Origin of the sequence: Providencia sp. PROV174, from assembly GCF_028480685.1 — a bacterium.
GTDB lineage: Bacteria > Pseudomonadota > Gammaproteobacteria > Enterobacterales > Enterobacteriaceae > Providencia > Providencia rettgeri.
In genome coordinates, this window is sequence record NZ_JAMPOT010000004.1 from 96,511 (window position 1) to 122,138 (window position 25,628).

Here is a 25,628-nt window from a genome sequence, read left to right on the forward strand (position 1 = left end):
TGAACTCTGATATTTATTATCATTATCATCGTCAGATAGGCACATATTGATATGTATGGTAACCAGTCAATAACTCCCCTGAAAATTATCGCTTCTGGTGTAGCACTTCCTGAGCATAAAATTCTCTCGTCCATGTTGGATGAAAAGTTAAATAAACCAAAAGGGTTTGTCGAAAAGCATTCAGGCATCGAATATCGCTTCCATGCAAGTCATACCGATTCACAAGCCCTTTTAGCCGCCCAGGCGATTCAAAATGCATTGCAGGCGAACCATATCCCGCCAAGCAGTATTGATATGTTGATTAATGCCTCCGCCATCCCAGTGCAAGCGCTTCCGTGTTCAGCAGCGCATATCCTTGAGCAATCGAATTTAAACCAAGGAATTGCCTGCTTTGATGTCAATTCAAGTTGTATCAGCTTTATCACTGCGTTACAGATTGCAGCAGGGCTATTAGCCACCAGCGCTTATCAACGCATTGTGATTGTTTCTGCGGATATCGCCTCGCGCGGTATTGACTGGCGGGATAAAGAGTCATCACTGATTTTTGGGGACGGTGCTGCTTGTGTTGTCGTGGAAAAGGGAGATGGAAATAGCGGAATTATTTCTTACACCCACACCACACATACTGCAGGCATTGATTTTTGTGAAATTCGCGCAGGTGGCACAAGATGCAACCCACGCTCGGGTATGACCGATGATGACTTTCTGTTCCACATGCAAGGGAAAAAATTGTTTCGCCTCGCGTCTTCTTTGATTGAAGATTTTATGCAACAGGTTTTCAATGAATCGGGTTTACAGCTCAAGCAAATTGGTACCGTGATCCCACACCAAGCGAGTCACCTTTCTTTAGAGCATATGCGCCAACGTGTCGGGGTAACAACGGAACAATTAGTCGATATCTATAAACATCGAGGGAATCAGGTTGCGGCCTCCATCCCTTCTGCATTACATGAAGCCATTATTACAGGGCGTTTCTATGAAAAACCCAGTGCCATGTTAATCGGCACTGCGGCTGGGCTAGCGCTGTGTGCCATGGTATTAGTGCCATGAAAATATTGGTAACAGGCGCAACAAGTGGTCTGGGACGCAATGCTAGTGAGTACTTACTTGAAAGAGGCATTGATGTGGTCGCTTGTGGGCGAAACCAACAAGCAGGAGAACAGCTAAGCCAATTAGGTGCAACATTTATTGCAGTTGAATTAGCCGAACTCACCGTTGAAGAAGCGAAAATACTCATGGCAGGTTGTGACGCTATTTGGCATTGCGCCGCCCTTTCTTCGCCTTGGGGAAAACGCCAAGATTTTGAAAAAATAAATGTTCACGCCACTCAAATATTGGCTATCGCAGCAGGGGAAGCAAAAATCTCACGCTTTGTCCATATTTCCACCCCTGCCATTTATTTTAATTTTACCCACCAGCAAAATATTCATGAGTCCACGGTTAATAAACATTTCGCTAACCAATATGCCAGAACAAAGTATTTAGCCGAAACCATGATCGAGCAATGCGTTAGTCAATTTCCGGCAACTCGTTATACTATTTTGCGCCCTCGTGGCTTATTTGGTCCTCATGATCGTGTTTTGCTACCGCGTTTGCTCACCCAAATAAAATCACGCAAGGGAAAACTGGTGTTACCTAATGGGGGAAATAACCATTTTGACCTCACCTATGTGGGAAATGTGGTTCACAGCATGCAGCTGGCGACGTTCAAAGAAACACTCGCTAACGGAGCCATTTACAATATTACCAACCAACAGCCACAAGCGCTAAAAAAGACATTAAATCAATTGTTTAATGAACTTAATTTAGAGTGCGAAATTCGTTCAGCCCCTTACCCTTTGCTGTATGCTATTGCCAGTCTATTAGAAGTCATTGGCCGTTTAACGGGAAAAGAGCCATTACTCACACGCTATAGCCTCGGTGCAGCCTATTTCACCATGACATTAGATAACCAAAAGGCACAGCAAGAGCTGGGCTACTATCCTTTATATAGTATGCAACAAGGTGTTCATTTGACCGCAAAATGGCTGAAAAAACAGGAGAACCCATGCTAACTATTCATCAATATGAAGTGGGTTATTGCACACATCCGGGCTGTGTCGCGTTAAAAGGCGCCAGTTTTAAATCTTGTAAATTTCCAGCAAGGGCATGGCTGATAGAGGATGAACACCAGCGTTGGCTGTTTGATACCGGGTATGCCACTCATTTTTATGATCATACGCGCCATGGCATTATGCGGCTATATCGAGCAGTCACTCCAGTGTATTTCGAAAGCAAAGATGCCCTTGTCAATCAATTGGCTAGTGATGGCTTAAAACCTAATGATATCAATGGTGTGATTTTATCTCATTTCCATGGTGACCATATCGCGGGGCTACGTGACTTCCCTAGCATTCCCATTATTTGTTCAGGAGATGGCTGGGCTAAAACACGCCCTTTAACTGGATTTGCTGCATTGAAAAATGCCTTTGTCAGTGGACTATTACCAGATGACTTCGAACAACGCACTGTATTTTATGAAGGTTTCCCTAAAGTGGCGTTACCAAATGAATTGCAAATTTTAGGCGAAGGCTATGCAGTTAATCAGCAGAAGACATTATTGATTGTGCCGCTCCCTGGGCATGCCGCTGGGCATATTGGTTTGTGTGTACTAACTAACTCAGGCTGGATATTGCTCGCAGGTGACGCAGCATGGTCTCCCACTAATTACCGCGAATTGCGTGGCCCCATGGCAATTGCTAATATCATTATGGATGATAATCAGGCTTATTATGAAACACTAAATAAATTACATGAAATTGATAAGCGCAATGTGGTTATCCAACTGTGCCACGAAGGGGATTTATTGTGATCCTTTCGATGCTTTGGCATTACTGGCGAGCTCGCCATTTGACGTTTCGTAACCGTAGCGAACTGGAAGCTTATCAACAAAAACGTTTAGCGCATTTTAAACGCAAAGTATTAGCGAAAAGCCCCTATTTTCAGCGATATATCAATCAGCCATTATCTAATTTCCCCATAATAAATAAACAAATCATGATGGATAATTTTGATGAGATGAATACCGCCGGGCTGTTAAGCCAAACACTTCTAGAATGTGCGCAAAAAAGTGAGCAATCTCGGGATTTTGCCCCTAAAGTGGGGCGCTACAGTGTCGGGTTATCCTCTGGAACTTCAGGTCGTCGAGGCCTTTTCGTTGTCAGCCCAGAAGAGCAAAATGTCTGGTCTGGCAGTATGTTAGCTAAAATGTTACCCCAAGGCCTGTTTAATGGTGAGCGTGTTGCCCTATTTTTACGCGCCAATAATAACCTGTATGAAAGTGTCAATAACCGTTGGATTTCACTGCGTTTTTATGACCTTTTCGCGGATTTTGACCTGCAACTCAGCGCTCTTGAACAATATCAGCCTTCGATTATCGTTGCGCCAGCCCAAGTGTTATGTGCGATTGCTGACGCCATCAACCAGCAGAAAATTCAATTAAATGTACAAAAAGTGATTTCCGTCGCTGAAGTACTAGAACCTCATGACAAACAAAAACTACAGGGTTGTTTTCCCCATGTAGGGGAAGTTTACCAAGCAACGGAAGGTTTTTTAGGCTGTACTTGTTCTCATGGCACTATGCATTTAAATGAAGCTTTTGTACATATTGAGCCTAATTGGCTTGATAATGACCGTTTTTCACCCATTATCACGGACTTTACGCGTAAAACACAGCCTATCGTACGCTATCAACTCGATGATATTTTAGTGGTGAAAAAAGATGCTTGCCCTTGTGGCTCTCCTGAAATGGCGATTGAACGTATTGAGGGTCGCTGTGATGATTTGCTTCAACTTCCGGGCTATAACGGCGAAATGGTGACTATTTTTGCAGATCCCTGTGCGCGGGTTATTGTGAATCACTTGCCTGTTACTGCTGACTTCCGCTTAACCCAGCAGGGCAACTCATTATATTTACAGGCTGAATGTTCTCTTACAGAGCTATCCCTCTGCCAGCAACAGCTAACACGCTATTTTGCAAACCAACATGTTGATATTTCGCAATTAGATTGGCAATTATCCACTACCACTATTACACAAACACTCTCCGTTAAAAAGCGACGTATAACCCGTAAGGAAGCGAAATGAATAGCAGAGAATTATTCACTCGCTTTATCTATTGCCTACTCGGTTGGGGAACCGTTGGCATTGTTTATCAATATACCGGGCAAGAGACTGGGCAAGCTCATGTTTTATCACCCAGTGAGCTGGATAATGCCGTCCCATTTTCACCCGATGCCATCTGGCTTTATCTCTCCTTTTTTCTGTTTATCCCACTTGGGTATTTTCTCAGCCCTCTAAGAAAAGCTCGCTCACTCATGTATGCCATGCAGCTCTGTGCGCTGGTTTCTGGGGCGGTCTATTTATGCTACCCCACGACTATGCTGTACTACGACTACGATTTATTAGCCTTATCTGGGCAGGCTTTGTCTGCTTTGATTAATATTGATAGCCCACAAAATTTATTACCTTCTCTACATGTCTCATTGACTCTCATCGTGCTCAATGCATTATGGTCAACACAACAAAAATTTCGCACGGTTTTAGCCGTTATTTGGGCGATTGCTATTTGTGCCTCGGTATTGGTGCTAAAGCGCCATTTATTTATTGATGTGGTTACTGGTGCACTCACTGCTTGTGGTGCATTAGTGATTGTTCATACAGCGAAATTCGCCTTAAAGAGAAACACTGATGAATGAATTAACCTTTCCGATTGTTTTCATGTTAGCGGTCGTAGTCGCAGAAGGTTTAGTGATCGCCAAAACGCAAAAAGGAACCGTTAGCTGGCAAGAATTGGTGTTCAACCTGAACTCTGGCCATATTATGTTGTGGTTATTTAGAGGGTTAGAAATTTTTTGTTACGGCTTTGTCGTGACCCACTACTCATTCAACCTCGTTGAAAACTGGCCAACCGCACTGGTGTGGGTGTTTGCGATTTTTACTTGGGACTTTGGTTTTTACTGGCTACACCGCTTGCACCATACCTACCGTGTTCTATGGGCCGTTCATGTGGTTCATCACCAAGGGGAGCACTATAACCTATCATTAGGTGTGCGTAATTCGTGGTATTCATCACTGACATCAATCCCATTCTTTATGCTACTGGCACTAATGGGAATTCCCTTAGAGGTGTTTATCACCGTTTCAATATTGCACTATACCATTCAATTCTTTAACCACAGTGCGCTGATCCCGCGTTTGGGTTGGTTGGAGAAATTCATGGTAACGCCACAGCACCACCGAGTTCACCATGTGAAAGAGGGGCATTATTCCAATCGTAATTTCGGGGGCAGTTTTATTTTTTGGGACAAACTGTTTGGCACATTTTCCAAGTTACCTGAAACTGAACACCATTTTGGTATCAAAGGCGCTCCCGCTTCTGAAAACCCGTTTATTGATAGCAACTTACCTTTTTGGCGTATCATTAAACGCCGCGGACAACCCAAAGCAAAACCCGCACCATTATTTCGCGTGAACCAAATTGCATTAGTAATGGGAACACTTCTCCTATTTAGCCTTGTTATTGGTTACGTCTATATTTATGGCTATGGTTATCAAGGTACGACCCAGCAACAAGTGACATTATTTATCTTATTAGCCTTGGGTACCGTAGCTCTATCGGGTATTTCAGATGGCCGTAAAATTGGCTTGATGAGCTGGTTTTTCATCGCTTGTTTGCTATTAATTTGTATTTTATTTATTTGGCAATGGACAACTCCATTTTGGGTTATTTTTACCAGTGCACTATGGCTGCATAGTTTATTAATGTTACTTGGTATCGGCCGAAAACCCATACAGGTGCGCGATGTTTCCTGAACCGCTAAGGCCACTAGGCTACCAACACCGCCATGATCAAGCGTTCCAAAAAGCGTTGAACATGGCCGCTAAACACTATTTACAACAGCGTACTGATCATCGGTTCGCTGACTTACGTTTTTATTTAAAAAGTCTAGTTTTAATCTTGTGCTGCCTAGGCAGTTACGGCATAGCATTATGCGCTAATACGTCTTGGGCATTTTTTATTTTTTACCCTCTGTTTATCTGTTTCGCATTATTATTAGCCATTAATCTCGTTCACGATGCTTCCCATAATGCAATTTTCAAGCAGGCCAAAGCCAACTATTGGCTCAATTTTTGGGTTACTATTCCGTTGGGGCTAGATCCTGAATGCTGGCGCGTCAGGCATATTATTTTTCACCATGCTCACACCAATATTCGCCATTATGATTTAGATATCGAAGAAAATTTTGTCTTACGGCAAACGCCTTATCAGCGCTGGTACCCGTTTATGCGAGCTCAGCATCTGTATTGGCCATTAATTGCCGCAATGACTTTCCCTGCACTGATTTGGTTCTTTGATTGGATGGATAGATTTCATTTGACGCGTGTCGCCCCTCATATGCGCCATCAAGGCCGTCGTGGTATTGGAGCATTTTTATTGGCTAAGTTACTGCATTTGATTGTGGCGATAGTCATACCCGCTTTTGTTATCACTGATATCAGTTTAGCGACCTTGCTACTCACTTACTTATTTAGCCAAATGTTATCCTCTCTTATATTTGTTGTATTGATACTTGGTACCCATTGGGCGAAAGCGACTTTTTATACGCCCCCCAAAGAAGGCAATATGTCGCATGGTTTTTATACTCACACTTTTTCAACCACTTATGATTGGCAAACTACACCTCGTTGGTTAACTTATTGGTTAGGTGGATTAAACTTACATCTTACACACCATTTATTTCCCAATTGGAACCACCGCCATTACCCTGCCCTTGCTAAAATCATTGAGCAAACTGCCAAGCAGTTTTCGATGGATTACCATTGTATTAGCGCGAAAGAATTGTTTATTTACCAACAGAAGTTTTTAAAAGAAATGGGAACGGGCAAGCAAGCGGATGAGCACTGAGCCAAACACCCCAGTGCTTACTTCGCTACATTGATTATCTATCGATAATAATATTTTGATTTATGACGCTTTTTTCACTATTTCCAACCATCTGAGCAAATTTCTCTAATGGGTCAGTCCGAAAAGCATACAAACGTTTGAGGGCAAATGGGTTATCCCCCAATTTGACTTTTCCTTGAATGGTTGTCAGTGCTAAATGTAAGCCCGCTTTTTTCCCTGCGTCCATCGCTGCAGAGTTATACCCACCAAAAGGATAGGCTAAATAGCGTTGTTCCGGTTCGAAGCGACTCAAAATTTTCATCGACCGTTTAAAGTCCAACATAATGGTATGTTCTTTCCGGCTAAATAAAATTGGTGAGTTATGGTTATCTAAACGATGCAAAAAGTGAGTATGAGATTGGATGTTAAAAACATCTCGGCTATCTTTGATTTCTTGCTTACTCATAAATTGTAAGCCATCCGCTGACCATTTTTGTGGCTGTGTTTTAATCCGTGAAGAAATAATAAACAGCGTCGCTTGCTGACGGTTATGCCTTAAAATCGGTAATGCATAGCGATAAACCGACTTTAAACCGTCGTCAAATGTCAACACAACAGCCTTACCCGGTAGATTTGCAGATTTATTTAAATAATCTTCCACATCGGCAAGCGAAAGCGTTTGGTAGCCCGCTTGTTCTAAATAATTCATTTGTTCGCGAAATGCTTCCACCGATGTTGTGGTGGACGTTTCACGAAAATGCTTATTTTCACTGTCTTTGAGAATATGGTGATAAGTTAAAATCGGAATGCCTTTATCCAATGAAACATCATCTAAACGCACATAGCCTAGCCTATCCCCAAGACGAATGGTTAACCATGCCGTTTTTTCACCTGTTTTATCCGTTTTTATCATCCGCGCTAACACAGGATAACGCAGGTTTTCCCATAAAGAGGCTATTTGCTTACGATTACTTTGAGTTGAGTTGTATACCGCTGTTTTTTGGTGTGTGACTAAATAATCATAAATGGGATTTTGTAAGTCATTTAGCCTATCTACTTCAGGTACATAGCGCGGCTTTTTGTTAGAAAATGATATCGTTTTCACAAATGCGTAGTCATTGCCAAACTGCATCGCGCAATAATCCCCTGAGGGAGAATAAGCGTAAAACCCGTGTTCTGCGTTCAGTTCTGCGACAGCGCGCATTTCTCCAGCAATCATCGCAAAAATAATTTCTGGCTGCTTTGTTTGAACTAGCTTGGGTGGGATGTCTGCCAACTGCCAATCATCGGTATTATTGACGATTTCAGAAGCCATAGATTGAGGGAGAAAGCTCGTAAATAAAATACACAGTAATAAAAGTAATCGTTTAGACATTTTTCATCCGCTATAACGCTGAGTTTCCGCAATTATTCTAAACCTACTCTAGATTGAACCCCATACCCCAATAAAAATTTTTATTGTCCCATTCTCATTATTATCACGAAAAATAATACTTAAAACGAATGGTTGTTATCTTAACCTATTAAGTTGTTATACCAATTTAGATATTTCATCGTGATCTATCATACAAAATAAAGAGATCTAGCTCATATTTATCAGTAAAAGGCGCCATCAAGGCACAATCTGTAAATCATTTGACAGTTTAATCCATTTCCCACTGCTAGATTGGCATTCAACCACCTTACAACACCTGGGAACAATAATGAAAATAAAAGAAATTAGTACTTTTATCATGCACGTACCTGTCACTAATGACCTAATTGGTGACTCAACTCACAGTATTACCCATTGGGGAATGCCGGGTGTCATGATCAAAACAGAATGTGGGTTAGTCGGCTATGGCCACACCGGAACACACGCCGATATCACTACCGACCGCTTAATCACCACCATTATTGAAGATGTTTTCGGTCCTATGTTACTCGGCGAAGATCCAACAGAAGTACGTTATTTGCACCGAAAACTCACTCGCAGCTCAACCAATATTTGGGTTGGCCGTGGTGGTCTGATGCAAATGGCAATTTCTGCCATCGACATCGCCCTTTGGGATCTTAAAGCTAAAGCCGCAGATCAGCCGCTCTGGCAACTGTTTGGCGGTTCAAAACACAATAAAGTTAACGCCTATAACACCGACTGCGGTTGGTTAGTGCGTAGCCAAGAAGACTTAGTCGATGATTGTAAAAAAATGATCTTCGAAGAAGGCTTCAAAGCAATAAAAATGAAGATTGGCAAACCAGACCCACGCGAAGATCTACAACGTATTGAAGCAGTTCGCCACGCAATTGGCGATGATATCGACTTAATGGTAGATGCGAATGGTAAGTGGGATATCAGCATTGCCAAACAATATGGCCACCGTTTAAATGATTTTAATATTAAGTGGTTTGAAGAGCCGTTGTGGCATGATGATGTCGCCAGCCATAAACAGCTTGCCGCTTATATGGATACACCTATCGCATTAGGTGAATTACTTTATCACAATGATTCATTTAAGGAATTTGTCTTAGCGGGTGCCGTTGATTACTTACAACCTGACGCCACACGCTGCGGTGGTTTAACGGCAGTATGGGAAATCGCTGACTTAGGTATGGCCTTTAATTTACCAGTGACACCACACCATGGCGATATGATGCAGGCACAATTGCATCTGGTAATGGCACATCCAGCCTGCTCTTTACTGGAATTCATTCCTTGGACACTGGACTGCTTTGTTGACCCGGTCGAAGTTATTGATGGTGTTTATACCACACCAACAGCGCCTGGGGCAGGTACGACGTTAAAACCTGAAGCATTAGCTAAATTTAACGTGAAATAATGATCATTCCCTTTTTCAATATTTCATTTCTAACAACATGAAAAAGGGAAATTAATAACAAGAATTATTCATTTTAAATTACTTATTTATACTCTAAATAATTCATGATGCAGCCAACAACACTGCAACTTGAAGTATGACGAGCATATTAGCTCTATACTCTACTCTGCTGGTTATTCAGCGGCGGGCTAAACACATAATAAAAATGAATAGATAACATTACTATCTTACAAAAAACTGGGGTGAACCATGTCCACCAATACGGATCATTTATCATCGGCTACCAGCAAAGCAATACGAAAAATAATACCAATGGTGGTATTAATGTTCATATTGGCTTATTTAGACCGTTCTAATATTGGTTTTGCAAAACAAGAGTTTCAGCTAACAACTGGGTTAAGTGACGCGGCATACGCATTTGGCGCAGGTATCTTTTTTATCGGCTACGCATTGTTTGAGGTACCAAGTAATATTCTACTGTACCGCATTGGTGCTCGAGTATGGCTATCGCGCATTATGGTCACATGGGGACTCGTCTCTGCCGCCATGATGTTTGCCCATGATGAAACCACCTTTATTGTGCTGCGCTTCTTACTTGGTGTCAGTGAAGCGGGCTTCTTCCCGGGGGTTATTTTGTATTTAACCTTCTGGTTCCCACAAAATATCCGTGCACGGGTGACAGGCTACTTCTTATTTGGTGCACCACTGGCATTTATCATTGGTGGTCCATTATCAGGCTCACTCCTGTCGTTAGAAGGAACTTCATTTGCCTTCGGTTTATACGGCTGGCAGTTAATGTTTGTCGTAGAAGGCTTATTGGCATCTATTGTCGGGATTTGGGTATTCTTTTACCTTGATGACCGCCCTGAAAAAGCCAAGTGGCTGACAGCTGAAGAAAAAAGTGCACTTTCCGCTAAATTAGCCTTGGAAGAAGATGCCAAAGCAGGTCATAGCCCGAAAGGTGCCTTGAGTGCATTATTAGATATGCGCGTTCTCTACCTGTGTCTGATTTGGTTTACCGTTCAAGTATGCGGTTATGGTATTTATTTCTTCTTACCAACCCAAATTGGTACGTTATTGGGCAGTAAAGTCGGCATACTTGTAGGCTTTATCACCGCCATACCACCACTGTGTGCGGCCATTGCAGTTTACTACGTCCCTCGTATTTCAGAACGCCTAAAAGAACGCCGTAAAGTTGCTGCCATTACCTTTATGTTAGGGGCTGCCGGGATCGCTGTTTCTGGTTTATTTGATAGCATTCCAGTTATTGCCATTATTGCGTTATGTGTCGCAGCAGCAGGCCACTTAGCCATGCAACCTCTGTACTGGAGCTTCCCATCTGCATACTTAGGCGGTACCGCTGCGGCATCAGGAATCGCCCTGATTAACTCAGTGGGTAACTTAGGTGGCTTTGTGGCACCAAACTTAAGAGTGTGGGCAGAAACCACCTTTGAGTCTGCCCGTGCAGGGCTCTATTTTATCGCTTTAGTCGCCTTTATCGGTGGTTTGTTAATTCTGACATTAAGAAGATTAGGTATTGAAAAACGATTTGAAGATTAATTAATGATCTTTTGAATCCCTCCCGAGCCAAAATAAATGGCTCGGGTTTTCTATTACTCTATTTTTTATTTGTGAGGTTTACTCGAATATTGCGGTGGTTCATGATTGAACATAACCCTACCAAATGTCATGATAAGTCAGCCAATCATGCAGGGAGCATTCAGATGAACATTGCGGTACAAAACAGTCAATTAGTTCTAACGCATGAAAATATTCTTGAAATATTAAAAACAAATAGTTGGTTTAGTAACTTACCCGATTATTTAATTTCCATCTTAATGACATGCGCCACATTACGCTTCTATCCTGATGGTGAAATGGTCCACTATCAAGGTGACCCTGCACGTGGTCTATATGCGGTGATTCAAGGCTCAGTAAAAGTGAGTTCGATATCTTCAGATGGCCGTGAATGTGTATTTCGCTATCTTTCACCTGGCAATTGGTTTGGCGAAATTGCCATGCTAGATAAGTCGGCGCGCACCCATGATGCTAAAGCAATTAGCCCAACCATTTTACTGACGATATCACCGAAAGATTTAGCCATGATCTTGGAAAAGCACCCCGTTTTTTACCAGTTTCTGAATATTTTGCTCTGCAAAGTGATTCGTAACGCCTTTACCATTATCAATGACAGCGCTTTATTGTCTGTTTCCGCCCGGCTGGCCAAGCGCTTATTGAGTTTAGCGGAAGGCTATGGTGAACCTCATGAAAAGGGGATTCAATTGAGCCTATATCTGACACAAGATGATTTGGCGACCATCATTAATACCACACGGCAAACCATCAATAAGCGTTTAGTTGCATGGGAAAAACTCGGTTGGATTGATGCAAAATACGGGAAAATTATTTTAGTTAACCTCCCCGCGCTGAAGCAGATATCTGAAGATGATGAAGAATAACTAGCTGTTATCATCCATCGTTGGGCTATCTGCGAAGAAGTAGCGATCCATAGTGAATTCAAAGTCATCACTGGTCGCATTGAACAACATTTTTTTGGTATTTTCCAAATGTTGCCACATGGCTTGCCGCGCCCCTTTCGGGTCTCGACGCGCTAACGCCTGTAAAATTTGGTCGTGCTCATCACACCAGCTCTCAATCGAACGGTTATCAATGTGCTCATGAAGCTTGAGCCAGTAAGGATTACGTAAGCGTTGGCTCCACATTTGCTCAACAATCACCACCATCGCACTGTTATGGGTCGACGCGGCAATTTGCATGTGGAAGGCAAGATCCCATGTTGAGTCGCGAAAACGATCCTCTTTACGCGCATGCTTTTGAATATCAACCAATTTTAAAATATCTTCTTTCGTGGCTTGGCTTGCGGCAAATTCGGCGATGTGGCTTTCAATCAGTTGCCTTGCTTGTAATAGTTCAAATGGCCCACAACGACTAAATTCTAATCCGGTTTCTGTATTGACTGAGTTATTAGACCGATTACTGATGACATGTATGCCAGATCCTTTGCGTACATCCACATACCCTTCCACTTCTAACATAATGATAGCTTCACGGATCACCGTACGGCTCACCTTCATTTCATCAGCAAGTAACCGTTCTGCAGGCAATTTAGTGCCAACTGGGTATTCATCATTTTCGATGCGTTCTTTGACCAGAGCCGCAACTTGTTGGTATAGGCGCGGTTCACTCTCTTGTGAGCTCATTATTTTCTCCTTTCATATAACAACCCGACTCATTGGCCACTAATGCCTCACAGTATAACGAAATTTTATGGTGATGGGTTAAATAGAAGTTCACTGATAAATAAATCCCAATAAATTGGTATAACATCTTTAAAAGTTATAAACCGGATCGTATAATGTTTGAAATTTAGACAACAAAAAAAATCGACACTAGGTGGCCGATCACACTGAATCCGATTTTCAACCCAGAGAATGCAATATGATAAAAGATATAATAAAAATACATCCGAATGACAATGTCGCCATTACCTTAATTGATAGACTCGCGGGTGATACTATCACCGTTGATGGCCAATCCGTGGCATTAAAGCAGGACATCGGTCGCGGCCATAAAATAGCCCTAGATACGATTGAAACGGGTGAAAATATCATGAAGTATGGCGCGCCTATCGGCCACGCAACAACGAAAATAACCGTTGGCGAGCATATTCATACACACAATATCACCACCAATTTAAGCGCCTTAAATGACTATGAGTATCACCCTGAACACCCATCACTCGTCGCGACGCTGCCAAACCCCGATGTACAAATTTATCGCCGTGCCAATGGTGATGTCGCGATCCGCAATGAAATTTGGGTGATCCCAACCGTTGGCTGCGTGAATGCACTCGCTAGGAAAATGATCGAGCGCTTTAATAAACAACATCATGGTGCTTCTGATATTGATGGCGTTTATCTGTATAACCATACTTTAGGATGTTCCCAGCTCGGTGATGACCATTTAACAACGCGTACTATTTTACAAGATATGGTTAAGCACCCTAACGCTGGTGGTGTTCTAGTCATTGGTTTAGGCTGTGAAAATAATCAAGTAGCCGCCTTTAAAGAAACATTAGGTGACTATGATGATGAACGCGTGAAATTCATGGTATGCCAACAATTAGATGATGAAATTGAAGCCGGTGTCGAGCACCTTAATGCGCTTTATCAATTCGTACAGCAGGATAAACGTGAAGCTGGCAAACTGAGTGAAGTGAAATTTGGCCTTGAATGTGGTGGATCTGATGGGCTTTCAGGGATCACCGCTAACCCACTGTTGGGCTGTTTTTCTGATTTTTTAGTCAGCCATAACGGAACTACGGTGTTAACGGAAGTCCCTGAAATGTTTGGTGCAGAACAAATTCTAATGAACCACTGCCATGATGAGCTGACGTTCGAGAAAACGGTCAATATGATCAATGACTTCAAACAATATTTTATTGCCCATGACCAGCCAATTTATGAAAACCCATCTCCAGGGAATAAAGCCGGTGGTATTTCGACACTCGAAGAAAAATCCCTCGGCTGCACACAAAAAGCAGGTACTAGCCAAGTAATGGATGTTTTAAAATACGGGGAGCGCCTGACAACTCCGGGGTTCAACTTATTAAGTGCACCGGGTAATGATGCCATTGCGACCAGTGCCTTAGGTGCGGCAGGCTGTCATATGGTGTTATTTACCACCGGTCGCGGCACACCATACGGTGGCTTTGTTCCCACCATGAAAATTGCGACTAATAATGAATTAGCCGCCAAAAAACCCCATTGGATTGACTTCAATGCGGGCGCCCTATTAACAGGAAAATCCATGGATCAGTTATTAGATGACTTCATTCAGCTTGTTGTGAAAACCGTTAATGGTGAGCACACCAAAAATGAAATCAATGACTTTCGTGAATTAGCAATTTTCAAAATGGGCGTCACACTTTAAAAACAAACTATTCCCTATTGCTTAGGCCATCGTTAAGCAATAGGGATATCACTAACTATTTATATTTATTAATTTTTCCCTACCAACCTGACTTTCTAGCCTGAACCATAAACCCATTTATCGTGACATGAACCCAATAAAGAAAAGTCACCATTTCCCTATTTTTAGGATATGGTAGGATCCGTTTATTGATGGCAAATTTTAATTTATTAGCAGGGTAAATAATGATAGACCTAAAACTTAGAGAGGCCAGAGACAGCCTTTCCACCAAAGAAAAACAAGTCGCTGAGTACATTATTGCTAATAAGAAAAACATGCAAAGTATTAGCATTCAATCCCTTGCCCAAGAAAATAAGGTCAGTACCACCACTATTTTGCGCCTGTGTCATAAGTTGGGCTACCAAGGTTTTAGTGACCTAAAAATTGATTTAATTTCATCGATTAATCACAAGTCATACGGCACCCTACTGCAAGAAGATATTGATATTAATGACTCGATGGAAACCGTTAATCACAAAGTAGGACTGATTGAAAAATCATCCATAGAAGAAACTTGTGCTTTGGTTAATTTAAATGCCTTTAAGCAAGCAAATGAGTTAATTAGCAAGAGTAAAAAAATTGTAATTTATGGTGCTGGTAGTAGTGGATTAGTTGCAAAAGAATTTGAATATCAACTAATTAAAATAAAAAAAGATGTTAATTGTCACCTTGATTACAGCATTCAATTTAGTATCGTGAATACGTTAGATCAGAACGATCTTGTCATTGTCATATCTCATTCCGGTGAAAACCACGAATGTATCAAGCTACTCACTCTTGCCAGAGAATTGAAAGTTCCGACCATTGCTATCACAAAAATGGGACAAAGTTCAGTATCAACCTTAGCTGAGACTATCTTGCATACAATATCGACTGAAAATATTTCAAGGATCATCCCCATTCGCTCAAAAATATCCCAACTCACTGTAATTAATATGTTGATTACTAACTTATTTATCAAACAATATGATGAAAGAATTCAAAAACAAATTAACACTCGTGCGGAACGCTTTACTCGTCTAAACAGCAATAACTGATCGACTTTCTCCTTCTTAACATCGCCTATGTGGCTCTGAGTAGCCACTTCGATCTTGCTCACAAAAATGACCCTTTCTAGGGAGCTCCCTCTTTTCATTCCTATTTTTTGTGATATTGTTACTTAAAAATAAATATATAAAAGTAATTTTATTACTAAAATAAAAAAGATAAATACAAGGGGAAAAAATGAGCTCTCAAATACCTATCATACTGGCTAGCCATGGGCCTTTTGCACAAGGGTTATTGGAATGTGCTGAAATGCTAATTGGCTCGCAAGAAGATATCAGCGTGATTTCGATTCAAAGAGAAAGCAATATTAATGAGGTGAAAAAACATTTATTTGAAACATATCAGCATGTTAATAAAGGCAATGGTGTTTTAATTTTGGTCGATTTATTAGGCGGTTCTCCTTGCAATTTAGCCAGTGAGCTCGTTATTACTCAAAATGATGTCGTGCTGTACTGCGGAATCAACGTTCCGACTTTTCTCGAAATACTCAGCAACCGAGATCTTCCTTTACATGAACTTCATCAAGTCATTAATGATGTATTCCCTGACAGTTGCATTAATGTCGGTGAACAACTTAAACCATTAGCACAAAACGATAGCGAACTTTAGGAGAATCCCATGCCAATTAACGTTGCTCGAATTGATGACAGACTTATCCACGGCCAAGTTATTACTACTTGGGTTAAAAATTTTGATATTGAGCAGGTGATTATTGTCAACGACAAAGTTGCCAATGACACTGTTCAGCAATCCGTTCTTACTATGGCGGCGCCACCAGATCTAAAAGTCGTCGTTTTTGGTGTCGATAAATTCATTGAAGTCTTAAAAAAAGCAGAAATTAAACGCCGTACTATGTTGCTGTTTACTAACAGTATTGATGTGAATAGGCTCGTCGAAAGTGGCTTAAAATTGGAAAAACTGAATGTCGGCGGAATGCGCATGCAAGAAGGCCGTCGTAATTTATCTCGTGCGGTTGCTGTGACACCGGATGAAGAACAAGCCTTTAGGTCGCTCATCAACAATAACGTTACTGTTGAAATTCAAATGGTTCCTAAAGATCCCATTGTTGAATTAAAAACATTACTCAATTAATTCATCTAATCATACTTATTTTTACTCAATAAGTGAGGAGCCTATTATGTTGGTAGAGGCCATTTTAATTGCGATTTGGGCAGGTATTTGCTCATTGGATGATGTCGGTCCGCAAATGCTAAGACGCCCATTACTCACCGGTACTGTGGCCGGTATTATCATGGGCGATATGGTGCAAGGGTTAGCCATTAGCGCCACATTAGAATTAATGTGGATGGGAATTGGTAATGTTGGTGCTTATTCTGCACCCGATATTATCGCCGGTTCAATTATTGGAGTTGCGCTCGGTATTGCTTCAAATGGCGGAATTGCAGCGGGGATCGCCCTTGCCGTACCTGTCTCTATTCTATGTCAGCAATTACTGATTATCTGGCGTTCTTTTGCCAGTTTCTTAAATGTCTGGGCCAGTAAATCCATTCTTGATGGCAACTACAGTGGCCTAACAAAAGTGCATTATTTCTCGACGCCACTGTGGTTTTTTATTCGTGCCATTCCCTGCTTTATTGCGGTTTATTTTGGTAGTGACTTAGTCAATAGCATATTAAATGCCGTACCTGAAAGTATTCTTACCGGTATGGGTGTCGCATCTAAACTAATCCCTGCTGTTGGTATCTGTATTCTGTTACTCATGTTGCTTAAAGGCAGAATGTGGTTTTTCTTTCTGCTCGGTTTTATGCTCACAACCTATTTAAAATTGCCAATTATCCCAATTACTTTTATCGCTCTGGCATTTGCTGTGCTTTATGACATGGCATTTGCTAACAGCTTGCGCCAAACACCAGAAGAAAAAACAGCACCAACTTCCCATAAAAATGAAGAAGAGGAGTATGACCTATGAGTGAAATAACCACCTCTGAAAATAAAAAACTCACGAAAAAAGAGCTTAATGGTATGTTTTGGCGAATTCAAACCATGTCATTCTCATACAACTACGAAAAACTGCAAACTATTGGTTTTGCTCATTGTATGGTACCCGTTCTCGATAAGCTTTATGAAAAAGCAGATCAAGAAACGCGTATTAAAGCCATGCAACGCCACTTCGAGTTTTTTAATACACAAATTAACGCAGGTGCATTAATTCTCGGTGTCACCGCAGCATTAGAAGAAAAAACAACAGAAGAAGAAAAAGAGGCGGTCGTTTCTGTAAAAGCCGGTTTGATGGGGCCATTTGCAGGTCTTGGCGATAGCTTATTAAAATTTACATGGCTACCCATTTGCGGCAGCATCGGAGCCGCATTTGCGCTGCAAGGTAATATTATCGGCCCTATATTAATGTTTATTCTGTTTAATATCGTCAATATCGGCACCAAATATTTCTTTATTCATTATGGCTATAACAAAGGCGTTGATTTAATCGAGCAATCGAAGAAATCAAATATTATTCAGCGAATTACTAATATAGCGAACGTTGTCGGGGTCATGGTCCTAGGTTCCTTGATAGCGACGACCGTCAAGCTTTCCACTCCGCTAACCATCGCCGTCGGTGAGCAATCTATCAAAGTACAAGAGATGTTTGACAAGGTAATACCTAACTTACTCACCCTTCTCTTTGCGCTCGGTATTTTCTTCCTTGTTCGTAAATTTCAAGGGAAACATACCGTTGCACTCATTGTTGCCATTATGGTTTTAGGTGTTGTTTGTTCCGTGTTCGGAATTTTAGGATGATAAAGGGAAATATATGGAAATCGAAGTCAACAGAGTGAATGAATCAACACTCGAAATAAAGTTTAGTGAAATTCCATCCTCTCCTCTGGCATTATATTGGACGGATAAACCTGATACTCAGGTTTATCCTGAGAATTTCATTACAGATAAATTAGAGAATAGCATTACAGTTCAAGACCCATTAAATGCTAAACAACGCATCTATTTTATTTTACAAAATGCCAATGGACGTAGATTATTCGCTGAAAGAACATTACCTATTGAGGGATTAAATAACTTCCGTGATTTTGGGGGTTATACCACAACAGACGGAAAACAGGTGAAATGGGGAATGTTATACCGTTCCAACCATCTGTTTAATTTGAATGAACAAGCGGTCAATTATATTTCCCATCTAGGGATTAACAGCATTATCGATTATCGTACTCAAAATGAAATTAATAAATCGCCTAATTGCCATGTTGGTGAAAAGAAAACCTATCATCTTGATGCAACAGCTCAAACTGCTGAATTAGCAGCACAATTTGCCGCATCACCAGATAATGAAGATAAAGCGTTAATCGAAAGTGTTATCCAGCATATTCCGAAAGAGATGATTAACGGCGATGGGTTACAAATATTAGAGCAATATCGCCAATTTGTAGTGAGTGATAAGTCAAAAGCCGCCTTTAAGCAAATGATAGAAGTTTTATTAGATAGTCATAATGCCCCAAATATTCAGCATTGCCGAGGCGGAAAAGATCGAACCGGTTATGGTGCATTACTGGTGCTTTCCATGCTAGGTGTTCCGAAAAAAACCATTGTGCAGGACTATATGCTCACCCATTTTAACCGACTTGAACGTAACGAAATTAAAATGGCGGGATATCGGAAAATAACTCAAGACAAAAATGTACTGGATTATTTACTTTCACTGATTGATACTCAAGAATCATTTATTATAGAAGTCTTTAATGCGATGGAAGAAATATCCGGCTCTGTAGAAAACTATATTAAAAATGAACTTAAATTCACAAATCATGATATTAAGCAACTCAGAGAAATATACTTAATTTAAATAAATTTAATTATTTTATAAACAACCACAGGCTTAATAAAATAAACCTGAGTAATGGCTGTATTTAAAAAACAGTAAAATAGCCACATAGCTTATTTATTGTGGCTATTTTATTGACGAAAAAATCCGTTATTGGTTATAAAATCAATAATAACTTTTGTTCGCCAGTTTTATTCAATGAATTTTTAACTGCTTTATTTTTGCCCGTAATACGCATTTTTGCCGTGTTTACGTAAATAGTGTTTATCTAATAAGACTTGTTGCATTGAACCTATTTGCGAACTTAATTGACGGGTAAATAAATTCATATAGGCAATTTCTTCTAATACCACGGCATTATGCACTGCATTATCGGGGCTTGTTCCCCAAGCAAATGGACCATGACTATTCACTAATACGGCTGGAATATCTTTTACTGACAGTCCTTTTTCCTTGAAGGTTTCGATGATCACATGGCCTGTTTCTCTTTCATAATCCCCTTCAATTTCACTTTCTGTCATTTTGCGGGTACAAGGGATTTCACCATAGAAATAATCAGCATGGGTTGTCCCTAAGGCACTCAATGGCTGCCCAGCTTGAGCCCAAATAGTGGCATGACGAGAGTGAGTATGAACAATACCGCCAATTCCAGGGAATGCTTGGTACAGCGCCAAATGCGTGTCAGTATCTGAAGAAGGTCGATATTTCCCTTCTACCACTTCTCCACTTTCCAACGAGACCACCACCATGTCCTCTGCTTTCATGGTTTCATAGTCAACGCCTGAAGGTTTTATCACCATTAACCCAGCTTCACGGTCAATACCACTCACATTACCCCAAGTAAAGGTCACTAGGTTATGTTTGGGTAAGGCGAGATTCGCTTCAAAAACCTGTTGTTTCAATTGTTCTAACATAACAACTCCCTAGCTTGCTAAAATATGCTTTAATATCAACAACAAAAATTTATTATCGTGATATTTTTTGTGTGTTGATAACCTATATCTACCTATTAAGGTAAACAGATTTAGGCCATTTAAAAAGCACCTCACTTTACAAACTCGCAACAAAACAGCTCAACTCGGGCTTATTCGGGCATAATCAGTCAAATAAAGTCACCATCAAGATGTGGTTAATTGACTGAGTTAGCCCAACCTTTTTTGTTTATTGTGAGAAAAACAAAAAGACACCGCCAATATAGTGACTTAAGTCTAATAATTATGTAATAGAATAATTTTAAATTCATAAAATGAAGATCAAAATCACTTTAATCGGCTTTGTTCTTTTCAAAAAGAGATTACTTGAATCCAATCACGACAAAAAAAAAGCAACACGGGCAGAATAAATATCGTGGAAATAATAGGAGCTAAATATGTTACAAGCCGAACGCCATAAATTAATATGTTCTCATGTTTCGCAAAATGGTTCGGCGTTGGTACGTGATTTAGCGCAATTATGTCTCGTGTCTCAAGAAACTATTCGTCGCGATTTAACAACTCTTGAGCGAGAAAACAGGATCATCCGTAGCTTTGGGGGCGCGGTGGCCATCGACCAAGAAGAAATGCCGATGGTGAATGTTATGCCATCTTCGGTCAAACTCAGTCAAATGGTTGATGGCGCAGAATCTTTTCGTAAAAGAACTGAAGAACATCCTGATGCCAAAATGAAAATTTCGAAGGCTGCACTAAAATTAATTCAGCCTGGTGACTGTATTATGCTAGATAACAGCAGTACTTGCTGGTTTCTAGCACGGCAAATACCCGATATCGACATCACTGTGGTGACAAACTCGGTCAAAATTATCCAAGCGTTGGCCTGCCGTGACCGAGTTCGTGTTATTGGTATTGGTGGGGAATATTCAGAACGTCATGATGATTTTCATGGCCCAATTGCAGAAAGTATTATTCGTAGCTTTCAGATAAAAACCTTATTTCTTTCATGCCAAGGGTTCAATATCGAAAATGGTATTCGCGATGGCAGTGAAATAAACTCAAAATTAAAAAATATTATGTTACAGGTTTCTGAAAATAAAGTTTTGCTCGCGGATAACAGTAAATTAGGAAAGTATGCATTTAGTCAGGTTTGTACATTTGATGATATTGACGTATTAATCACAAATAAACTAAATGATAATAATTTTCAAAAACAATTCTCTAATCTTAAAATTATCGAGTGCGACAAATAATTTATAAAAATAAAAATTATATAGCTGTAATGTAAGTAAAAATAATAAGTTCCATTTTATTTTCTGTATTAAATAAGTGCAGGGATATTATTTACCCATAATTCCTTAGCACTTAATTATAGGCATATCTAAATATGAGAAATTCATTATTTCTAAAAATGAAAGTTCTTGATTTAGTATCCATCTACACTAAGGAATACAACTATGAACATGAAGAAGCTAGTTTTACCTTGTTTAATGAGCGTTGCACTATTTTCAAATGTCGCGATGGCTGAATCACAAAAAGCACAAAAGCCCTTTACCATGGGTGTCGTCGTTAAAGTCGGTGGTATTCCTTGGTTTAATGTTATGGAACAAGGTATTACTGAAGAAGGCAAAAAACTGGGTGTAAACGCCTTCCAAGTTGGCCCAACAACCGCTGATCCTGCGGAACAAGTTCGTGCTATCGAAGATTTAATCGCCAAAAAAGTAGATGTCATTGGCGTTGTCCCTAACGACGCTAAAGTTCTTGAGCCTGTATTAAAGCGAGCTCAAGACGCTGGAATTAAAGTCATTACCCACGAATCACCAAACCAAAAAAATGCAGATTGGGACTTTGAATTACTGGATACCCAAAGTATGGGTGCTAACCATATGAGAGATATGGCGGCATGTATGGGCGAAGAAGGCAAATATGCCATGTTTGTGGGAAGCCTGACAGTACCATTAGTGAACGAATGGGCAGACGCGGCAATTGCTTACCAAAAAGCAAACTACCCGAAAATGCAAATGGTCGATGACCGCTTTGGTGTTGCCGAATCCGTTGATGACTCAATGCGCACCGCCAATGATTTATTATCTAAACACAAAGACTTAAAAGGCATCATGTCATTTGGTTCACAAGGCCCTATCGGTGCAGGCCGTGCCATTGATAAACGCCGCAAAAATGATGAAACCTGTGTATTCGGGACATTTACGCCAGGCCAAGGCATCAAATTACTGGAAAAAGGTGCAATTGATGGCGGCTATATTTCCAATCCAAAAGTCGCAGGACAAGTATTTGTACAGGTTGCGACTGCCATGATGAATGGTGAAGAAATTAAAGATGGCGTGTCTATTGGTGATATGGGTGAAATCAAAGTCAGTGGTAACACCATTTTGAGTGATAACCCCGTTAATTTGAATATTGAAAATACTAAAAAATTAGTCGAAGTCGGTCTGTAATTTCACCCTGTTAAAATAACATTTACAACAAAAATACAATATTTATCAATATATTAAATTTTATGTTCTTTGAGTTCGAGTTGCCTGTACTAACGCAGCAGCTCGAACTCATCACAAACAAGCCAACACCAATTTATTTGCAGTAGGAATTGTACTTATGACAAGCACCTCTAAAGCTGACAAATCCGATCCACTCATTACCTTGCGAGACCTTTCCAAAAGCTTCGGTGGTCACCGTGCATTACGCAATATCGATTTGACGCTCAACAAAGGTGAAGTGCACTGTTTAGCAGGCACCAATGGGTGTGGGAAAAGCACATTAATTAAAACCATCAGTGGTGTCTATGCCCCTGATGACGGTAGCAAAATTGAAATTGATGGAAAAAGTTATCATCGGTTGACGCCAGATAAAGCCCGTGAATTAGGTGTACAAGTTATCTACCAAGATTTGTCGTTATTTCCTAATTTAACTGTTGCCGAAAATATCGCCTTTGAACTGAATCTCAAAGGCTATTTTGGCTGGTTTCGCAAAAAACAACTGCGCGAGAAAGCGTTAGAAATCCTCAATGAGCTGGCTTTTACCATTGACCCTGATACACCGGTACAATTCTTACCCATTGCTCAACGCCAACAAGTTGCGATCTGCCGAGCCTTAGTCGCCGATGCACGTCTGGTCATTATGGATGAACCAACGGCTTCACTGACCCGTACTGAAGTCAACCAATTACTCTCAACGGTTAATTACCTAAAAGATAAAGGGATCACGGTTGTTTTTGTTAGTCATCGGCTAGAAGAAGTCAAAGAGATCTCTGACCGTATCACCGTGATCCGTGATGGTCAAAAAATTGGAACATGGCCTGCTGAAGGCTTAACTACACGCAAAATTACTGAGTTAATGACTGGCTTAGACATTGTCCATGAACGTAAGCCACCAAATAACGCAGAAGACCGACGCACAGTACTCGAGCTAAAAAATCTCAGTCGGACTGGGCAATATAGTGATATCAACTTAAATTTAAAACGCGGCGAAGTATTAGGTTTATGTGGTTTGCTTGGCTCAGGCCGCACCGAATTAGCGCTATCGTTGTTTGGCATTACCCGTCCAGACAGCGGCGAATTATTCATTGAAGGCAAGCCTGTTAAGTTAAAAAATAATACCGACGCTATTAAGCGTGGCATTGGTTATGTATCTGAAGACCGCCTGACTTTAGGCGCTATCTTACAGCAATCCATCGCAGACAATATGGTGATTTCGATTCTTGATCGACTCAAAACACCTTGGCATTTAATCGATGAAAAACAGTGCCAAGACATCGTACAAGAGTGGATAGCCGACTTAGATATTAAAGTCACCGACCCAAATAACGCCCTTTCAACACTTTCAGGCGGTAACCAGCAAAAAGTGGTACTTGCCAAATGGATTTTAACACGCCCTAAGGTACTGATTTTAGATTCGCCAACCGTTGGCGTCGATATCGGCGCAAAAGACAGTATTTACAAACTCATTCACCGTTTGTCAGGTGTCGGTATCTCCATTTTATTAATTACCGATGAAGCCTCCGAAGCTTATTATAATTGCGACAGAATTTTACATATGAAACAAGGCTCTATCGTCAAAGAAATTGTGACAGATTCCATCAATGAGCAACAATTGGAGGAAATCATCAATGGCTAATTGGCAAAAATTACGACCACAATCTGTCGAAGGCTGGCTGACTTGGGTCATTCTTATCATGGTGGTGTTCTTCACATTGATGAGCCCACAATTTCTGACTATTCAAAATTTACTCGATCTCAGTGAAAGCTATGCGGTGACGGGTATTTTCGCCTTGGGCTTATTTGTGGTTCTTGTCACTGGGGGCATTGATATTTCGTTTGCTGCTGTGGCTTCCGTAGTGCAATACGTGATCGCGACTTGGTTATTACAAGGTTTTATTGCCAGCCCTGCGGTCAGTATCACATTAGCAATTATCATCGGTATCGCCTTTGGATTAATCAATGCCATTTTGATTTATTCGCTGAATGTTGTGTCGATCATTATCACCATTAGTATGCAATCACTGTTGTTCGGAATGCTGATGTGGTTAACCAATGGGCACAGTATTTATGACTTGCCCGATTGGTGGGTTGACCCTGTGACTATTTTGCCTTTTGAAGTGGATGGCGAATATTACCAAGTTGGCTTGCCGCTAATTGTGATGCTTGGCATTGCCTTCTTAACGTGGATTTTGATGAATAAAACCCACATCGGCCGTCAGTTATACGCAGTAGGCGGAAGTCAAGAATCTGCATCTCGTATTGGTATCCGTGTTTCAGTGATTTACTTGTTTGCCTATGGCTACCTTGGTGCAATGGCGGCGATTGGTGGCATGTTGCAAACCTACCGAATGAGCGAAGTCGTACCGAGTGCCCTTGTGGGTGGAGAGCTGGATGTGCTTGCTGCGGCTGTATTAGGTGGCGCCAGTTTATCCGGCGGACGGGGTTCTGTGATAGGGACACTAATGGGGGTTTTCCTGATTGGTATCTTGAAAAACGGCCTAAATCTGATTGGTGTTTCAAACTACTTCGTCAATATCGTCATTGGGCTGGTTATTCTCATTGCGATTTGTATTACTCACTACAAAAAACGTAAAGAGACGGACGTAGGTTTTGTTTAACAGGAATATCACC

Annotated in this window: 24 protein-coding genes; 21 read left to right on the plus strand and 3 right to left on the minus strand. The window is 40.9% G+C overall.

Features of this window, described 5'->3' with window-relative positions; all coding sequences use genetic code 11:
• The first annotated feature begins 51 nt into the window (after positions 1–51).
• From PSE60_RS01915 to PSE60_RS01945, 7 genes are read left to right on the plus strand one after another with little or no spacing between them, the layout of a single operon-like run.
• Positions 52–1,050 carry a 3-oxoacyl-[acyl-carrier-protein] synthase III C-terminal domain-containing protein gene (locus tag PSE60_RS01915; RefSeq protein WP_272664419.1) on the plus strand — a complete coding sequence of 333 codons (999 nt, stop codon included), beginning with the start codon at positions 52–54 and terminating at the stop codon, positions 1,048–1,050.
• Complete coding sequence (locus tag PSE60_RS01920) at positions 1,047–2,054, plus strand: NAD-dependent epimerase/dehydratase family protein (RefSeq protein ID WP_272664420.1); 1,008 nt, start codon at positions 1,047–1,049, stop codon at positions 2,052–2,054. The genes PSE60_RS01915 and PSE60_RS01920 overlap by 4 nt, the downstream gene beginning before the upstream one ends.
• The gene (locus PSE60_RS01925; protein ID WP_267689815.1) at positions 2,048–2,851 is read left to right on the plus strand and encodes an MBL fold metallo-hydrolase; all 804 of its coding nucleotides are present in this window, start codon (positions 2,048–2,050) and stop codon (positions 2,849–2,851) included. The genes PSE60_RS01920 and PSE60_RS01925 overlap by 7 nt, the downstream gene beginning before the upstream one ends.
• Entirely contained in the window at positions 2,845–4,125 is a 1,281-nt protein-coding gene (locus PSE60_RS01930) for a F390 synthetase-related protein (RefSeq protein WP_267689830.1), read from the plus strand. Before PSE60_RS01925 ends, PSE60_RS01930 begins: the two co-directional genes overlap by 7 nt.
• Positions 4,122–4,736: a phosphatase PAP2 family protein gene (locus PSE60_RS01935; RefSeq protein WP_267689816.1), complete on the plus strand. Its 615-nt coding sequence runs from the start codon at positions 4,122–4,124 to the stop codon at positions 4,734–4,736. Before PSE60_RS01930 ends, PSE60_RS01935 begins: the two co-directional genes overlap by 4 nt.
• A complete protein-coding gene (locus tag PSE60_RS01940; RefSeq protein ID WP_267689817.1) occupies positions 4,729–5,853 on the plus strand; it encodes a sterol desaturase family protein in 1,125 nt (374 codons plus the stop codon). The genes PSE60_RS01935 and PSE60_RS01940 overlap by 8 nt, the downstream gene beginning before the upstream one ends.
• A complete protein-coding gene (locus PSE60_RS01945; RefSeq protein WP_267689818.1) occupies positions 5,843–6,946 on the plus strand; it encodes a fatty acid desaturase family protein in 1,104 nt (367 codons plus the stop codon). The genes PSE60_RS01940 and PSE60_RS01945 overlap by 11 nt, the downstream gene beginning before the upstream one ends.
• A gap of 34 nt (positions 6,947–6,980) precedes the next feature.
• On the opposite strand, the gene PSE60_RS01950 is transcribed toward PSE60_RS01945, so the two are convergent.
• Positions 6,981–8,300, minus strand: coding sequence for a polysaccharide deacetylase family protein (locus PSE60_RS01950; RefSeq protein ID WP_272664421.1), 1,320 nt, complete (start codon positions 8,298–8,300; stop codon positions 6,981–6,983).
• Between the two features lie 328 nt (positions 8,301–8,628).
• Here PSE60_RS01950 and PSE60_RS01955 point away from each other — a divergent pair, with 328 nt between their 5' ends.
• The 3 genes from PSE60_RS01955 (at position 8,629) to PSE60_RS01965 (ending at position 12,200) form a co-directional block, all read left to right on the plus strand.
• Positions 8,629–9,741, plus strand: coding sequence for a mandelate racemase/muconate lactonizing enzyme family protein (locus tag PSE60_RS01955; RefSeq protein ID WP_004907900.1), 1,113 nt, complete (start codon positions 8,629–8,631; stop codon positions 9,739–9,741).
• A 249-nt stretch (positions 9,742–9,990) separates the two neighbouring features.
• Positions 9,991–11,301: an MFS transporter gene (locus PSE60_RS01960; RefSeq protein WP_272664422.1), complete on the plus strand. Its 1,311-nt coding sequence runs from the start codon at positions 9,991–9,993 to the stop codon at positions 11,299–11,301.
• 101 nt (positions 11,302–11,402) lie between these two features.
• A complete protein-coding gene (locus PSE60_RS01965; protein ID WP_272664423.1) occupies positions 11,403–12,200 on the plus strand; it encodes a Crp/Fnr family transcriptional regulator in 798 nt (265 codons plus the stop codon).
• Here PSE60_RS01965 and exuR read toward each other — a convergent pair whose 3' ends face one another.
• Complete coding sequence (exuR, locus tag PSE60_RS01970; RefSeq protein WP_115168008.1) at positions 12,201–12,962, minus strand: transcriptional regulator ExuR; 762 nt, start codon at positions 12,960–12,962, stop codon at positions 12,201–12,203.
• Positions 12,963–13,200: 238 nt separating this feature from the next.
• Here exuR and PSE60_RS01975 point away from each other — a divergent pair, with 238 nt between their 5' ends.
• The 7 genes from PSE60_RS01975 (at position 13,201) to PSE60_RS02005 (ending at position 19,594) form a co-directional block, all read left to right on the plus strand.
• On the plus strand, positions 13,201–14,694 hold the full coding sequence (locus tag PSE60_RS01975) for a UxaA family hydrolase (RefSeq protein WP_272664424.1): 1,494 nt from the start codon (positions 13,201–13,203) through the stop codon (positions 14,692–14,694).
• Positions 14,695–14,918: 224 nt separating this feature from the next.
• On the plus strand, positions 14,919–15,770 hold the full coding sequence (locus tag PSE60_RS01980; protein ID WP_109912662.1) for a MurR/RpiR family transcriptional regulator: 852 nt from the start codon (positions 14,919–14,921) through the stop codon (positions 15,768–15,770).
• A 187-nt stretch (positions 15,771–15,957) separates the two neighbouring features.
• Positions 15,958–16,389 (plus strand): PTS sugar transporter subunit IIA, encoded by a 432-nt coding sequence (locus tag PSE60_RS01985; RefSeq protein WP_109912663.1) that lies wholly within the window; start codon positions 15,958–15,960, stop codon positions 16,387–16,389.
• 9 nt (positions 16,390–16,398) lie between these two features.
• A complete protein-coding gene (locus tag PSE60_RS01990) occupies positions 16,399–16,872 on the plus strand; it encodes a PTS system mannose/fructose/N-acetylgalactosamine-transporter subunit IIB (protein ID WP_109912664.1) in 474 nt (157 codons plus the stop codon).
• Positions 16,873–16,918: 46 nt separating this feature from the next.
• A complete protein-coding gene (locus PSE60_RS01995) occupies positions 16,919–17,710 on the plus strand; it encodes a PTS mannose/fructose/sorbose/N-acetylgalactosamine transporter subunit IIC (protein WP_004907885.1) in 792 nt (263 codons plus the stop codon).
• Positions 17,707–18,537 (plus strand): PTS system mannose/fructose/sorbose family transporter subunit IID, encoded by an 831-nt coding sequence (locus PSE60_RS02000; protein ID WP_115168010.1) that lies wholly within the window; start codon positions 17,707–17,709, stop codon positions 18,535–18,537. The genes PSE60_RS01995 and PSE60_RS02000 overlap by 4 nt, the downstream gene beginning before the upstream one ends.
• A gap of 13 nt (positions 18,538–18,550) precedes the next feature.
• Positions 18,551–19,594: a tyrosine-protein phosphatase gene (locus PSE60_RS02005; protein WP_210838375.1), complete on the plus strand. Its 1,044-nt coding sequence runs from the start codon at positions 18,551–18,553 to the stop codon at positions 19,592–19,594.
• Between the two features lie 194 nt (positions 19,595–19,788).
• Here PSE60_RS02005 and araD read toward each other — a convergent pair whose 3' ends face one another.
• On the minus strand, positions 19,789–20,487 hold the full coding sequence (gene araD / locus PSE60_RS02010) for an L-ribulose-5-phosphate 4-epimerase (RefSeq protein ID WP_272664425.1): 699 nt from the start codon (positions 20,485–20,487) through the stop codon (positions 19,789–19,791).
• Positions 20,488–20,942: 455 nt separating this feature from the next.
• Between araD and PSE60_RS02015 the strand changes: the two genes are divergently transcribed.
• From PSE60_RS02015 to PSE60_RS02030, 4 genes are all read left to right on the plus strand, one after another.
• A complete protein-coding gene (locus PSE60_RS02015; protein WP_004907878.1) occupies positions 20,943–21,755 on the plus strand; it encodes a DeoR/GlpR family DNA-binding transcription regulator in 813 nt (270 codons plus the stop codon).
• 210 nt (positions 21,756–21,965) lie between these two features.
• Entirely contained in the window at positions 21,966–22,958 is a 993-nt protein-coding gene (locus PSE60_RS02020; RefSeq protein ID WP_036958239.1) for a substrate-binding domain-containing protein, read from the plus strand.
• A 157-nt stretch (positions 22,959–23,115) separates the two neighbouring features.
• The gene (locus tag PSE60_RS02025) at positions 23,116–24,633 is read left to right on the plus strand and encodes a sugar ABC transporter ATP-binding protein (protein WP_210838107.1); all 1,518 of its coding nucleotides are present in this window, start codon (positions 23,116–23,118) and stop codon (positions 24,631–24,633) included.
• Positions 24,626–25,615, plus strand: a complete 990-nt coding sequence (locus PSE60_RS02030; protein ID WP_004259203.1) for an ABC transporter permease — start codon at positions 24,626–24,628, stop codon at positions 25,613–25,615. The genes PSE60_RS02025 and PSE60_RS02030 overlap by 8 nt, the downstream gene beginning before the upstream one ends.
• Positions 25,616–25,628 lie beyond the last annotated feature (13 nt).

What these genes read in the sequence shown, in the direction of transcription:
- PSE60_RS01915 (WP_272664419.1), top strand. Translation starts at nt 52, where the DNA reads ATGTATGGTAACCAGTCAATAACTCCCCTGAAAATTATCGCTTCTGGT.
- PSE60_RS01920 (WP_272664420.1), top strand. Translation starts at nt 1,047, where the DNA reads ATGAAAATATTGGTAACAGGCGCAACAAGTGGTCTGGGACGCAATGCT.
- PSE60_RS01925 (WP_267689815.1), top strand. Translation starts at nt 2,048, where the DNA reads ATGCTAACTATTCATCAATATGAAGTGGGTTATTGCACACATCCGGGC.
- PSE60_RS01935 (WP_267689816.1), top strand. Translation starts at nt 4,122, where the DNA reads ATGAATAGCAGAGAATTATTCACTCGCTTTATCTATTGCCTACTCGGT.
- PSE60_RS01940 (WP_267689817.1), top strand. Translation starts at nt 4,729, where the DNA reads ATGAATGAATTAACCTTTCCGATTGTTTTCATGTTAGCGGTCGTAGTC.
- PSE60_RS01945 (WP_267689818.1), top strand. Translation starts at nt 5,843, where the DNA reads ATGTTTCCTGAACCGCTAAGGCCACTAGGCTACCAACACCGCCATGAT.
- PSE60_RS01950 (WP_272664421.1), bottom strand. Translation starts at nt 8,300, where the DNA reads ATGTCTAAACGATTACTTTTATTACTGTGTATTTTATTTACGAGCTTT.
- PSE60_RS01955 (WP_004907900.1), top strand. Translation starts at nt 8,629, where the DNA reads ATGAAAATAAAAGAAATTAGTACTTTTATCATGCACGTACCTGTCACT.
- PSE60_RS01960 (WP_272664422.1), top strand. Translation starts at nt 9,991, where the DNA reads ATGTCCACCAATACGGATCATTTATCATCGGCTACCAGCAAAGCAATA.
- PSE60_RS01965 (WP_272664423.1), top strand. Translation starts at nt 11,403, where the DNA reads ATGATTGAACATAACCCTACCAAATGTCATGATAAGTCAGCCAATCAT.
- exuR (WP_115168008.1), bottom strand. Translation starts at nt 12,962, where the DNA reads ATGAGCTCACAAGAGAGTGAACCGCGCCTATACCAACAAGTTGCGGCT.
- PSE60_RS01975 (WP_272664424.1), top strand. Translation starts at nt 13,201, where the DNA reads ATGATAAAAGATATAATAAAAATACATCCGAATGACAATGTCGCCATT.
- PSE60_RS01980 (WP_109912662.1), top strand. Translation starts at nt 14,919, where the DNA reads ATGATAGACCTAAAACTTAGAGAGGCCAGAGACAGCCTTTCCACCAAA.
- PSE60_RS01985 (WP_109912663.1), top strand. Translation starts at nt 15,958, where the DNA reads ATGAGCTCTCAAATACCTATCATACTGGCTAGCCATGGGCCTTTTGCA.
- PSE60_RS01990 (WP_109912664.1), top strand. Translation starts at nt 16,399, where the DNA reads ATGCCAATTAACGTTGCTCGAATTGATGACAGACTTATCCACGGCCAA.
- PSE60_RS01995 (WP_004907885.1), top strand. Translation starts at nt 16,919, where the DNA reads ATGTTGGTAGAGGCCATTTTAATTGCGATTTGGGCAGGTATTTGCTCA.
- PSE60_RS02000 (WP_115168010.1), top strand. Translation starts at nt 17,707, where the DNA reads ATGAGTGAAATAACCACCTCTGAAAATAAAAAACTCACGAAAAAAGAG.
- PSE60_RS02005 (WP_210838375.1), top strand. Translation starts at nt 18,551, where the DNA reads ATGGAAATCGAAGTCAACAGAGTGAATGAATCAACACTCGAAATAAAG.
- araD (WP_272664425.1), bottom strand. Translation starts at nt 20,487, where the DNA reads ATGTTAGAACAATTGAAACAACAGGTTTTTGAAGCGAATCTCGCCTTA.
- PSE60_RS02015 (WP_004907878.1), top strand. Translation starts at nt 20,943, where the DNA reads ATGTTACAAGCCGAACGCCATAAATTAATATGTTCTCATGTTTCGCAA.
- PSE60_RS02020 (WP_036958239.1), top strand. Translation starts at nt 21,966, where the DNA reads ATGAAGAAGCTAGTTTTACCTTGTTTAATGAGCGTTGCACTATTTTCA.
- PSE60_RS02025 (WP_210838107.1), top strand. Translation starts at nt 23,116, where the DNA reads ATGACAAGCACCTCTAAAGCTGACAAATCCGATCCACTCATTACCTTG.
- PSE60_RS02030 (WP_004259203.1), top strand. Translation starts at nt 24,626, where the DNA reads ATGGCTAATTGGCAAAAATTACGACCACAATCTGTCGAAGGCTGGCTG.